The sequence below is a fragment of the Candidatus Methylacidiphilales bacterium genome, from assembly GCA_028713655.1.
GTDB lineage: Bacteria > Verrucomicrobiota > Verrucomicrobiia > Methylacidiphilales > JAAUTS01 > JAQTNW01.
This window is the reverse complement of the sequence record JAQTNW010000002.1, coordinates 29,822-42,320: the sequence shown is the minus strand read 5'-3', so window position 1 is coordinate 42,320 and position 12,499 is coordinate 29,822. Positions and strand designations below refer to the sequence as shown.

12 protein-coding genes are annotated in these 12,499 nt (G+C 56.5%); 4 read left to right on the top strand and 8 right to left on the bottom strand.

The window, feature by feature from the left end; translation table 11 throughout:
• Positions 1 to 18 precede the first annotated feature (18 nt).
• The 5 genes from PHD76_00935 to PHD76_00915 are packed head-to-tail and all read right to left on the bottom strand — an operon-like array spanning position 19 to position 5,121.
• Positions 19 to 519 carry a gluconokinase gene (locus tag PHD76_00935; GenBank protein ID MDD5260390.1) on the bottom strand — a complete coding sequence of 167 codons (501 nt, stop codon included), beginning with the start codon at positions 517 to 519 and terminating at the stop codon, positions 19 to 21.
• Positions 516 to 1,814 (bottom strand): lactate racemase domain-containing protein, encoded by a 1,299-nt coding sequence (locus PHD76_00930; GenBank protein ID MDD5260389.1) that lies wholly within the window; start codon positions 1,812 to 1,814, stop codon positions 516 to 518. Before PHD76_00930 ends, PHD76_00935 begins: the two co-directional genes overlap by 4 nt.
• Positions 1,799 to 2,608, bottom strand: a complete 810-nt coding sequence (locus PHD76_00925) for an SDR family oxidoreductase (GenBank protein ID MDD5260388.1) — start codon at positions 2,606 to 2,608, stop codon at positions 1,799 to 1,801. Before PHD76_00925 ends, PHD76_00930 begins: the two co-directional genes overlap by 16 nt.
• A 35-nt stretch (positions 2,609 to 2,643) precedes the next feature.
• Positions 2,644 to 4,047 carry a glucuronate isomerase gene (uxaC, locus tag PHD76_00920; GenBank protein ID MDD5260387.1) on the bottom strand — a complete coding sequence of 468 codons (1,404 nt, stop codon included), beginning with the start codon at positions 4,045 to 4,047 and terminating at the stop codon, positions 2,644 to 2,646.
• Between the two features lie 24 nt (positions 4,048 to 4,071).
• Positions 4,072 to 5,121: a LacI family DNA-binding transcriptional regulator gene (locus tag PHD76_00915; GenBank protein ID MDD5260386.1), complete on the bottom strand. Its 1,050-nt coding sequence runs from the start codon at positions 5,119 to 5,121 to the stop codon at positions 4,072 to 4,074.
• Positions 5,122 to 5,182: 61 nt separating this feature from the next.
• Between PHD76_00915 and PHD76_00910 the strand changes: the two genes are divergently transcribed.
• Genes PHD76_00910 through PHD76_00895 form a run of 4 tightly spaced genes read left to right on the top strand, consistent with a single transcriptional unit; the run spans position 5,183 to position 9,065 of the window.
• On the top strand, positions 5,183 to 6,355 hold the full coding sequence (locus PHD76_00910; GenBank protein ID MDD5260385.1) for a Gfo/Idh/MocA family oxidoreductase: 1,173 nt from the start codon (positions 5,183 to 5,185) through the stop codon (positions 6,353 to 6,355).
• 25 nt (positions 6,356 to 6,380) lie between these two features.
• Complete coding sequence (locus PHD76_00905) at positions 6,381 to 7,163, top strand: sugar phosphate isomerase/epimerase (protein ID MDD5260384.1); 783 nt, start codon at positions 6,381 to 6,383, stop codon at positions 7,161 to 7,163.
• A gap of 18 nt (positions 7,164 to 7,181) precedes the next feature.
• Entirely contained in the window at positions 7,182 to 8,258 is a 1,077-nt protein-coding gene (locus PHD76_00900; protein ID MDD5260383.1) for a Gfo/Idh/MocA family oxidoreductase, read from the top strand.
• 18 nt (positions 8,259 to 8,276) lie between these two features.
• The gene (locus tag PHD76_00895) at positions 8,277 to 9,065 is read left to right on the top strand and encodes a sugar phosphate isomerase/epimerase (protein ID MDD5260382.1); all 789 of its coding nucleotides are present in this window, start codon (positions 8,277 to 8,279) and stop codon (positions 9,063 to 9,065) included.
• 151 nt (positions 9,066 to 9,216) lie between these two features.
• On the opposite strand, the gene PHD76_00890 is transcribed toward PHD76_00895, so the two are convergent.
• From PHD76_00890 to PHD76_00880, 3 genes are all read right to left on the bottom strand, one after another.
• Positions 9,217 to 10,584, bottom strand: coding sequence for a hypothetical protein (locus tag PHD76_00890; protein ID MDD5260381.1), 1,368 nt, complete (start codon positions 10,582 to 10,584; stop codon positions 9,217 to 9,219).
• Between the two features lie 241 nt (positions 10,585 to 10,825).
• Positions 10,826 to 11,425: a hypothetical protein gene (locus PHD76_00885; GenBank protein MDD5260380.1), complete on the bottom strand. Its 600-nt coding sequence runs from the start codon at positions 11,423 to 11,425 to the stop codon at positions 10,826 to 10,828.
• A gap of 38 nt (positions 11,426 to 11,463) precedes the next feature.
• Positions 11,464 to 12,492, bottom strand: a complete 1,029-nt coding sequence (locus PHD76_00880) for a uroporphyrinogen decarboxylase family protein (protein ID MDD5260379.1) — start codon at positions 12,490 to 12,492, stop codon at positions 11,464 to 11,466.
• Between the last annotated feature and the right edge of the window lie 7 nt (positions 12,493 to 12,499).

The following is a 12,499-nucleotide window of genomic DNA, read 5'->3' as shown; positions in this document are numbered from 1 at the left end:
GGGCATACCGCAAGGGTTTCAAGGTTTGGACCGGGAAAGTTGTGGCAAAATATTGCCGATGATTTCAGCCAGCGGCCGCTCGATATCCACAAGAATCGCATCTTCAGGTTCCTCAAGGGTTGCGAACTGGCTTTCCAGCAGCGTGGGCGGCATGTAGTGATTCTGCCGGGTTTCCAAACGGGCGCGAATGCATTCCTTCGAGCCTTTCAGGTAAATAAAACGCAAGTGATCCAACCCGTCGGCCAGGCGGTCGCGGTAAGCCTGGCGTAGCGCGGAACAAGCCAGAAAAACAGGACGCGCCGACGATGCGGCCTGCCGTTTCAATTCATGATTCAAGGTGTCCAGCCAATCCCAACGATCCTCGTCGGTGAGAGGAATGCCCGCGGCCATTTTTGACTTGTTAGCAGCGGGATGGAAACTGTCGGCATCGAGAAATTGGCCGCCGGTTTTTTTCGCCAGCAGATCCGCAACGCTGCTCTTGCCGCAGCCCGAGACACCCATGACCACGAAAAGGCTCATGCTTTTCCCCCGGCCCAGCCCGGCGGGTTGTCCAGATGATAAAGCATTTCCCCTGCTTTTCGGACAAGCAGGACGCCTTCGTCCTCGCGGTTGGCAAAACTTTCCACGTCGATCGAAGCCGGATCGCGCCAGCCGAGGTTGATCTTGCGGCAGACCGCTTCCGGGATGCCGGTGGCCAGCGTGACCCGGATGCGCGGGGTTTCAATGCCGTCCTTGTACGTGCCGATCCCATGGACATGCGTGGAATGGGCCAGAGTGCCCCAGGGATAATTTTTGAAACAGTCCCATTGCTTCACAAAGTAATCGCGGCAATGGTAGCCGATTTCCCGGATAAGGGCGCCGTGCACTTCCGAAACTTCCGTGATGTGCGGGGCGTAGATGATCAGCTCGCCCCCGTCGGCGACCACGGGTTCGAGTTTGTACATGCATTTCCCGCCGGTCCAGAGCTCGTCATACATCTTCGGGGCGCAGGACAGGACGGTGTGGAACGGGTGTTCCTTGTAAACGATGTGCAATTCGCGGGAAAGATCGCTGGCCGCGTCCCACGCGGCTTCGGGTGTTCCGGCATAAAGGCCGGCCAGCCCCGCCTGGTCCACGACCATGCAAAAGCAAAACCTGTCCACCGGCACCATGGCGGCTGCGCGATCCACCACCTTGCGGACGGGCGTCCATTTGTTCCCGATAATCATCGGATTGGTGATCACCGCGCCGAGCCAGTGAAAAAAATTGAGAATTTCGGGTCCGGCGATGCCGGGGAAGAGGTATTTGTTGCCGCCCGAGCAGCCGACGACCTCATGAGGGAAAACCGGCCCTGCGATGATCAATTGATCGTAATCGAAAATCCGCCGGTTGATCTCGACCGGCACGTCCATGGCGAAGAGCCCGCCTGACAAATCGCTGATTTCCTTCGCGGGAATGACCCCCAGCCGGTGGAGCGCGGAGGGTGAATTCCATGCGTGATTGATGAACTCGACCCGAGCATATTTGGAACGGCGTTCCTCAAGGCTGATTTCCATGCGGGCGCGAATCGCCTCATCGCTCATCGGCGGATGCGTGCCGAGGGCGATCATGACGTCGATTTTGGCCGCAACGGTTGAGAGCCTCTCAAAAATTTCCCGAAACAACAACCCGACCGGCGCGGTGCGGGTGCCGTCGGGAACAATCAGCAGGATGCGCTTGCCCTGATAGGCAGCCGGATCAAGCGCACGGCCGATAATTTCACGGACTTCCTTGTCAGCCAGCGCAGCGCCCTTTGCTGTTCTTGCTCCAGCGACTGGTTTTAGATTGTCTGGCATAAAAAGCCTCCGTCCACACGGATATCCGAACCGGTGACAAAGCTGCTGGCTTTTTGTGATGCGAGAAAAATGGCGGCGCCGGTGAGTTCACGCGGTTCGCCGAATCGCGCCATCGGAGTATGGCCGAGGATGGACCTGGAGCGCGGGGTCGGCGTGCCGTCTTCGTTGAAAAGCAGACGCCGGTTTTGTTCGGCCGGGAAAAATCCAGGAGTGATCGAATTGACGCGCACGCCGTGCGGCGCCCATTCGCGCGCGAGGAATTGCGTGAGGTTCAGCACCGCCGCCTTGGCCGCGGAGTAGGCCACCACCCGCGAGAGCGGCAAATGCGCGGAGACGCTGGCGATGTTGATGATGCTGCCTTTGCCGCGTGAGGCCATTGCGGCGCCGAATTCCTGGCAGGGGAGCAGCGCGCCGCCGACGAGATTGACATCAAAACAGGCCTGCCAGTCGGGAAGGTTGATTGTGTCAAAGGGATGATCCGCAGATACCGTCGCTTTGGGATCGTTGCCACCTGCCGCATTGACGAGAATGCTTGGGCGGCCCAGACGGGTTTCAATTTCACGATGAGCCAGCGCCAGGCTTTCCCTGGACAGGGCATCCGCTTTGACAAAGACCGCCTTGCCACCCGCCTTTTTGATGGCTTCGACGCAGACCGCACCTCGTTCTTCGGAACGTCCGCACACAGCGACGCGCGCGCCCGCTTCCGACAATGCCAGTGCGATGGTGGCGCCGAGCACGCCCGTGCCGCCGATCACGACGGCGGCTTCATTTTCGAGGGTAAAGAGTGGATTCATAGAAGTTGCCTTGTTTGGGGTGGATCATTGCCGGGTTAAAATTTAAAGTACGCGCGCGCATTTTCATAACAAATTGCTGTTACGTATTCCGAAAGCCGCTTTTTATCATTGGGGACCAGGCCCGCTTCCACGTCGCGCCCCAGAAGATTGCACAGGATGCGCCGGAAATATTCGTGGCGCGTGTAGGAGAGGAAGGACCGGGAATCGGTGATCATCCCGACAAAATGCCGGAGCAAACCGAGATTGGAAAGCGCATTGAGCTGCCATTCCATGCCTTCCTTTTGGTCCAGGAACCACCAGGCTGCGCCAAATTGGACTTTGCCGGGGATGGATCCGTCCTGGAAATTGCCAATCAGCGACGCAAAAACATAATTATCCGCCGGATTGTTATTGTAGAGGATGGTCCGGGGCAGTTGATCTGTGGCATCCAGAGCATCGAGCAAGCGGCTGAGTTTTTCCGCCTGCGGCCAGTCGCCGATGGAATCAAAGCCGGAGTCCCTGCCAAGCTGGCGCATTTTCCGGGTGTTATTGTTGCGCATCGGACCCAGGTGAAGCTGGAGGATCCAGCCTTTCTCATGGTTCCAGCGAGCGACATCGAGCAGGATTCGGGTGGCAAATTGTTCCGCTTCATGATCCGTTACGGTGCCGTCCTGCCGGGCTTTTGCGAAAATGGATTGCAGTTCCGCATTGGTGGCCGCCGCACTCGGGCAGCAACTGAACCCATGGTCGGATAGCCGTCCTCCGATTTTGTGAAAAAAATCATGGCGCGCGCGCAAGGCTGCCAGAAAATCGCCAAAATCCCGTATGCTCACTCCGCTCCTTGCAGCGAGTGCGTCCACCCATTCATTCCATGTCTTTGTATCCTGAATAGCCATGGCTCGATCAGGCCGGAAGGTCGGCAGGATTTTGACCGGCAATCCGGAGGCATTCGCAGCCTGATGATGCTCCAGGGAGTCGGTCGGGTCATCGGTGGTGCAGACAACGTTGACGCGCATTTTTTTCAAAATTCCGCGCACGGTAAAATCCGGTTCGGCAAGGCGCGCATTGGCGCGTTCCCAGATGGAGCCGGCCGTTGTTTCATCCAAGGGCTCATAAATATCAAAGTAACGGGCGAGTTCAAGCTGGGTCCAATGATGGAGCGGATTACGCCAAAGCATGGGAAGTGTCCGCGCCCAGGCCATAAATTTTTCCTTTGGCGCAGCGTTGCCGGTGATCAAATTCTCCGCGATTCCGTTGCTCCGCAGTGCCCGCCATTTGTAGTGGTCGCCCTCCAGCCAGATGTCATAAAGATTCGCGAAACGCCGGTCGGCGGCGATGTCTGCCGGAGGCAAATGGCAGTGGTAGTCGATGATGGGCAGTTCCGCGGCGACTTCGTGATAAAGTCGGCGGGCTGTTTTATTTTCGAGAAGAAAATCCGGGTGAATCAAGGTGTTAGTCATGGATTTGGAGGCATCTGGATTGAATTACCTGTTTCGTGGCGCGGGTCCCGTTGATTCCCGGATGATCAACCGGGGCTTGATGCGGACCCCTGCGCTTTCGGTGCGGGTTTTGTTTGAACTTGGCGGCAAAAGCATTTTCACGGCGTTATCGATCAGGACCGGCGCCTGTAAATCCAATGAGGTAAGCGAGGGTGTGACATGCGGGCAAAAATCGGCGTTGTCATATCCGAGGATTGAGACATCCCGCGGCACACGGATTCCCTGCTTTTGCAGTTGATGCATCGCGCCGAGCGCAACCCGGTCGTTCAGGGCAAGAATCGCGGCGGGGCGTTTTTTGCCGAGTGAAATATAATCATGGGAGAGGATTGCGCCGAGTTCAAAGTCCGGAGTTGCGCCGGAATCGTCCCGGTTCAACAAAATGACATCCCGGTTGAAATCCAAGCCCTGTTTCCGGCAGCCTTGCTGCAGTCCCCGGATTCTTTGCCTGCCGTAGGCGTGGTTCGGATTAATCCCCATCACAGCCAGTCTGCGATGGCCCAAGCAATGGAGATGTTCGACGGCCTGGCGCATGGCAAAAGCGCGGTCGGTCATTATTTCCCCGTGGAATTCATCCAACAGTGGATCGAGCCGTACCAGCGGAATGCCGGCCGAATGCAGACTCTGAATGCCGGCATCATCGAGGCGAAGGCTCGATGCCAGGGACACCACTCCGGCACAGCGCATGGCCGCAAAATGCACCAAGGCCGCATTTTCCTCAGCGGGAAGGGTGCTGATGATTTGCATGACACAGCGGAGCCCGCGTTTCGACATGGCCTCGCGGAGGCGTGAAATTTTGTCGGTCAGGAAATAATCCACAAGGTTGGGGGCGCAAACTCCGATGAGGTCGGTTTTACCGGAGCGCAGGCCGCGTCCGAGCAGGCTTGGGGTGAAGCCGTGCCGGCGGGCGGTTTCGCGGATTTTATCCGCGGTGGATTTGTTGAGGCCGGGCTGGAAATTGAGGGCGCGGGAGACGGACCACCGGGAGAGGCCGAGTTCCTGGGCGAGGCCGGCGGTGGACTGGATGGAAGATTTCATTTGACAGGGTGACGCTAAGACCTTACACGTGTGGGGTCAAGCAGGATAACCATCACACCCTATGAAAAAATTGCGTTTGGGCATCATCGGCCTCGGCAACATGGGAACCACCCATTCCCATTCCATCCTCCAAAACCAATCACCCCGCTGCGAGCTCGCCGCCGTCGCGGATCTCAAACCCGAGCATCAGAAAAAATTCCCACAGGTGGATTTTTTCCGGGACGGCATGGACCTCATCCAGTCCGGCAAGTGCGACGCCGTGCTCATCGCCACGCCCCATTATTCCCATACCACCCTCGGCATTGCCGCGCTCAAGGCGGGCCTGCATGTGCTCGTTGAAAAACCGATTTCCGTCCACAAGGCCGATTGCGAGCGCCTCATCAAGGCCCACACGAATAAAAAGCAGGTTTTTGCGGCCATGTTCAACCAGCGCACCGATCCGTATTACATCAAGTTGCGGAATCTTATCCGCAGTGGTGAGCTAGGCAAGCTCCGGCGTGTACAATGGACCATCACCAACTGGTTCCGCTCGCACGCCTATTATGACTCCGGCGGCTGGCGCGCCACCTGGGGCGGAGAAGGCGGCGGCACGCTTTTGAACCAATGCCCGCACAACCTGGACCTCTGGCAGTGGATGTTCGGAATGCCGAAACGCATCCGCGCCTTTTGCACCTACGGGCGCTATCACAAAATCGAGGTCGAGGATGATGTGACCGCCTACCTCGAATATGCCGACGGAATGACCGGTGTCTGGATCGCCTCCACCGGTGAGGCACCCGGCACAAACCGCCTGGAAGTCGTCGGCGAAAACGGCCGGATCGTCTATGAAAACGACCAACTCCGCTTTTTGCGAAATGAAACGCCCATGGGCGAATTCAGCCGGACCACCAAGGAGTTCTGGAGCGTGCCGGAAACCTGGGATGTGCTCATTCCCTGCAAGAGCCATGGCGGGCAGCATGTGGAAATCATCAACAATTTTGCCGCCGCCATTCTCGACAAGGGACGGCTGATCGCTCCGGCAGCCGAAGGCATTCATTCCGTCGAACTGGCCAACGCCATGCTGCTTTCGTCCGCGCGCGCCAAAACCATTGAACTTCCCATGAAATCCGCCGTTTATGAAAAATGGCTTAAGGGAATGATCGCGAATTCGAAAATCAAAAAGAAGGAGCCCAGGAACGCGCACGCCGTTGACATTGGCAAATCCTTCGGCAACAGACCTTACCTTAACCCCTAGATAAATCCCTAGCCTGCCATCCAAAATGCGCCTGAAACCATCCCAGCTCGCCCTTCAATTTTATACCTTGCGCAATTTTTGCGCGACGGCAGCCGATTTTGCAGTCACCTGCAAAAAAGTTCGCGCCATCGGCTACAAAACGATCCAGCTCAGCGGCGCCGGATCCATACCCGAGGAGGAAGTCGTCCGGATTCTCAACGGAGAGGGCCTTGTTTGTTGCGCCACTCATGAACCTGCGGATATCATCCGCAAGGAGCCGGAGAAAGTGATCGCGCGCCTGCAAAAACTCGGCGTCAAATATACCGCCTACCCCTATCCCGCCGGAGTAAAATGCAACAGGCAGGAGGACGTCGATTTGTTGGTTCGCGAGCTCGATGCCGCCGGAGCCAAATTGCGCGCCGCAGGACAGGTTCTCGCCTATCACAATCACGCCATTGAATTTGTAAAACTTCCCAACGGCCAAATCGCGCTGGATGCCATCTACAGCCGCACGAACCCGAAAAATGTACTCGCGGAAATTGATACCTACTGGGTGCAATATGGCGGCGGCGATCCGGTGGAATGGTGCCAAAAACTCAAGGGACGGTTGCCACTGCTGCATCTCAAGGATTACGGATACAACATTGAAGACAAACCATTCTATGCCGAAATCGGCTCGGGGACGCTCAATTGGAATCGAATTCTTTCCGCTGCCGAGGCATCAGGGTGTGAATACTATATCGTTGAGCAAGACACCTGCCCCGGAGATCCTTTCGACTCAATCAAAATGAGCTTCGACTATTTGTCCTCGAATTTCTTTGCGGGGTGATTGATGGTACAATCCTCTATGAACAAAGCCGACGGAATGAATTATGCGCCACAGGGCAAACCCGCTCCGGTGGTCAAGCCCGGCGAATTTATCCTGGCCGCGGCCCATCTCGATCATGGGCATATTCACGGCCAGTGCAACGCCCTGACCGAAGCCGGGGCTGTACTTAAATGGATTTACGATCCGGACGCGAATAAGGTTGAGGCCCTCAGAAAGAGCCATCCCCAGGCCAGGGTTGCGCGGAGTCTTGACGAAATCCTGGATGATCCGCAGGTACACATGGTCGCCGCCGCCGCCGTGCCTTGTGATCGCGGGCCGCTTGGCTGCCGCGTGATGGAAGCGGGCAAGGATTACTTCACTGACAAAAGTCCTTTCACCACGCTTGAGCAATTGGCTCAAGCGAGGGCAGTGGTACAAAAGACAAGCCGCAAATACATGGTCTATTATAGCGAACGTCTGCATGTCGAATGCGCGATTGCGGCAGGAGAACTCATAGAGGGCGGTGCCATCGGACGCGTGATTCAGGTGTTGGGCCTTGGCCCGCACCGTCTGAGCGCTGCCAGCCGTCCCGCGTGGTTTTTTGAGAAAGTCAAATATGGAGGCATCCTTTGCGACATCGGCAGCCATCAGATCGAGCAATTTCTATATTACTCCGGAGCGAAAGACGCCCGGGTGAGCAACGCCGCCGTCGCCAATTTCAACAACCCCGAGCATCCGGAGCTGGAGGATTTCGGCGAAGCCTCCCTTGTGGCTGACAATGGAGCGTCGAATTATTTCCGTGTGGATTGGTTCACTCCCGATGGATTGCGCACCTGGGGTGATGGCCGCACGATCATCCTTGGCACGAAAGGTTTTATCGAACTTCGCAAATACATCGATGTGGGCCGCGAGCCCTGCCAGGGCGACAACCTCATTCTGGTCAATGATGAAGGCGAAAAATTCATGAATGTCAGCGGAAAGACAGGCTTTCCATTTTTTGGCCGGCTGATCCTGGACAGCCTTAATCGAACGGAAACTGCAATGACGCAGGAGCACGCCTTCAAAGCCGCGGAACTTTGTCTGCTGGCACAGGCCGCTGCTCAAAAGCTGGAGTAAGCTTTAACTGCATATTTTATGCTCTTCGGTCTTTGTACCTCCCTCAGCGCAGTCCAATCCCTTCCTGCGGGCGTCTTCAATTTTGTCGAAGAAAATGTGCAGAGTTTCCTCGTCCCGGAAAAAAGCGAAGCCGAATTCCAGGCGAACCTGGATCTCGCGAAAAGCGGGCCGTTTCCGGTTCGTGCGGCAAATTGTTTCCTGCCGGCCGGCCTTAAATGTACCGGCCCGCGGGTTGATGAAGCTCGCCTTGCAAACTACGCCGCAGTGGCGTTCGTCCGCGCGGAAAAGGCGGGCATCCATACGATTGTGTTTGGCAGCGGCGGCGCCCGGCAACTGCAGGATGGTTTTCCCAAGGAGCATGCCATTGAACAATTGATCGCATTTGGAAAAGTCCTCGCACCCTTGGCGCAACGTCACGGCGTTACGGTTGTCATCGAACCCTTGAATTCCGGCGAATGCAATTTCATCAACACTCTGGCTGAAGGCGCGGAAATCGTGCGCCGTGTTGATCATTCAAATGTCCGGTTGCTGGCTGATATTTTTCACATGTTGCATGAGGGAGAGGGGCCTGGCGAAATCATAAAATTTGGAGAATTGCTGCATCATGTGCATGTGGCCGAACGAGCAGAACGCACACCGCCGGGAACCGCTGGCGACGATTTCTCCGACTTTTTTCGCGCGCTGCGCGACGTTGGTTACAGCGGCCCGATTTCCATCGAAGCCGGGGGCTGGAAAGAGATGGCCGCTGAAGTTGGAAATTCTTTCAGCGTATTGAGAAAACAGGCTGCTTCCGCAGGATTGATGTAAGCTGAAACGGACCTGGAATGAGGCTGGATTTGAATAAAAAAAATTGAATGTGTTTTATCATATAAATTATAATTTACATGGATTTCCAGCGTGAATTGACTCAACTCCGATAGTCATTGCGAGTAAACTCCGATGAATCTTGAGCAGGCTGCTATTTGATGTAGGGCTTGAGCCAGTCGAGGGCGCTGTTGATCACGTCGCCGGCCTTTTCGGTGATTTTTTCGATGGCGGCCTGTTTGATGCGCGGTGATAAATCCTCCACCGGCTGGTCCTGCGTCCCGGTAATGGCCACTGCCGGAACCGCCCATATATAGCCGTCGGCCTTGCGCGTGAAGACTTTATCGGCGGCGCCCGGCAACAATTGCAGGGCGGAGGGGACCGTGCCGGCGTCCAGCAGGCCGTTGAGTGTGCCGCCTGTGATGTCAAGTCGGCCTTCCAGACGAAGGAGCGATTCCGATTCAATCTTGATCCCTGAAAAACTCAGGTTGGCTCCGCTCTTTTCGAAGTCGGTACGGGCTGTATGCAGTCGCAGGCTTTTAAAATCCCGCGTTCCTGTGACCTCGGCCAATTGGTCCAAAGCGGGCAATGCTTCCAACCGTCCGTCTTCCAGTTGGATGCTTCCGTAGAGGCGGCTGGCGGGAGTAGTCCCGTCGGGATCGCGAAGGTGGATGGTCCCGCTCAGATCGCCTGTGAGCCGGGCGCGCCAGTCTCCCGAAAGCAGGGAGGTGACCGGGATTTTTTGGACATCAAAATCGAGTTGCAACTGACGGGTGGGTTGCAGGCGGGCCTCCCCGGTGATTGCAATCTGGCCGTGATCGGGGTGCAGCAGGACGGTATTGAGAATGTAAATAATATCCTGATGGCAGCGCAGGCTGCCTTCACGCAGGGTAAATTCCGGAAAACCGGCCTGCTGAACTTTGCCCCCCGCAAGCGTGACCAGCCAGGATTTGCCTTCGGATGTCAGGGTTATCCTGGTGTCGGAGATCAATCCGGACCCCGGAGCGGGGGCAATCGGCCAGAGAACGCGGGCATTTTGAATGAGGATCTTGTCGATCAAAACAGGTTTCCTCGAACCTGCGGATGAGAGGGAGGCCGCGCCTTCCAAGCCGGGCTCTGTGGTGGCGGCGGCGGGCGCGGCCGGGTTTGTGGACGCGGGAGAATCCTGAAGTTGCAACTCTGCCGAGCGAATTTCAATCGTGGTCAGATGCCATTTGCCGAATATCAGGTCGAACCAATCCAGTTCCGTACGAATTTGATAGGCTTTGAGGGATTTGATGGCGCCGCCGGGCAGGCCCTTGGCGGTGAAACTGTCCGCGTAGGCCGATGTGCCGGTCCATTGGATCGGTGAAAATTCGCCGCGGACCTGGAGGGCATTCGCAGTCGCCTGCGAAACCAGCTTCAGGAAGGATTCGCTCCGCAGGTATTGGGCCGCCTGCCAGTAGAGAACTGCAGCAGCCGCAAACAAGCTAAGAAGCATCAGCCCGCCCAAGATCAGAATTACACGCCACGCCCGGCTCATAGGGCGAAACTACCGTGCGCGGATCATTCTGCGAGTTCTATTTACTCATCACTCAGTCGCAGGGAGCAAGCAAGATTTAACGCGGAGGGCAAAAGGCGCCAAGACGCAAAAAAGAACATGTTTTAACCGCAGATTACACAGATACCCGCAGATGGAAAACGGGAGGCTTTAACACGTTTACAGGAAGAACGCGAACTCGCGATATGCGTCGGAGTTCGCGCGGCAAATCCGTTTTCGTGGTTCAATTCAAACCATTTCCGGCTGCTGTTGATGGGTCTTGCGCAAGACCCGCCTTTTTGGCCGAAAGATGCCGGTCCAAGGCAAAGCAACCCACGAAGAGCAGCGTAAACACCATGTCGCTCACCAGTGTGTTCCGGAAGAACATCCAGGTCGGGAGATAGCCGGGCACCCCGATGGTGAGGGCCTGGACCCAGCCGCCGAGGGTCTTTGCATATTCGGGCGCGGCAAACCAGGAGGCGGTATTCGTGATCAGGTAAAAGCCCGTGGAGCCGGCTGCACTTGCGAACACGAAACGGCCGATACGAGGGTTTGTGCTGAGATGCAGGCCGACCATGGCGATCGCCAACAGCGCGATGTAGCGCGCAAACATTTCGCCAGTAATCAAGGCGGCGCTGAGGTGCCAGTTTAAGACAACATCCGAAGCCAGGAGAATGGCCAGCGGCAGGACCAGGGCGGCGCGGCGCGGGAAAAGGCATGGCGCGCAAAGCGCGATGGCGGCAACGGGCGCGAAGTTTGGAAGCCAGGAATCGCCGCCTCCCATAAAACCGAGGACGACACGGTAAATAACAGCGAAGACGAACAGGATGAATGCAGGGATCATAATGGTATTTTGTTTGATGGTTTGATTGTTTGGGTTGGTTATTTGGAATGATATTCGGGTTGGCGGCGCGCTTCATCGATGAACGCGAGCATGTTTTCAAGCGATACGTCGCCTTCGACGGAGTGAGCAGGTGAAAAGATATAGCCGCCATCGCGGCCCAGGCCCAGCAGCCACTGGGATTCGCGGCGGACATCCTCCACGGTCCCGTAGGGGAGTGTCTTTTGCGTGGAAAGACCGCCGTGGAACGCGAGCCGCCCGTGATAACGCTTCAACAGAGCGGCGACATCCATGACCTCGGGTTGGAACGGGTTGAAGCTGTTGAGTCCGATTCCGATCAATTCGTCGAACAACTCGTCCACATCCCCGCAGGAGTGGATCATGACAAATTTGCCCGCCGATCGGACCTCGCCATACATCCGCTTGAGCGCGGGCAGGATGAATTTTTGCCAGAGATCGTGGCCCATTTGCAAACCCTGTTGCTGGCCCCAATCGTCGCCGAAATACACGGCGTCGATGTCGTATTTCAATGCCTCGCGCACCTGGGCTATATTGTAATCGGCAATGGCATTGAAAAGCTCGTGTACAAACTCCGGGTTGTCATAAAAATCCATGAGCAGGTTTTCCATGCCGCGCAGGGTCCAGGCGCGTTCATAAAGCGAAAAGCCAAGTTCAAAGACGCGGAAGCGATCGTGGTATTGCTTCAGCTTCGACGGAATGTCCTCGAAGAAGCGGCGGTCAAGCGGATTGGGGAACGTATAACCCTTCAGAGCCGCTTCCTGCAGGGGATACTCCTTCACAATACCGATGTCTTTGTCCACGCTGCGGTCCCAGACCACGCCGAAAACATCGCGCCATAGGTCACCGCCGATATTTTTAAAAAAACCGATATCGCTGCCGAGGCGGGCAATGTGGTTTTCCACGGCAGTTTCAAGGTCATGCGTGCCATAGTGCTTCTCCAGCCGTTCGGCGGCCTCCTGGGTAAATTTGAACGACCACGGTACGTAGGGGGGACGGGCGCCTTTCAGCACCATTTTGATGACTTCGCGTTTGGTTGGCTGAGTGCTCATGGAGTTT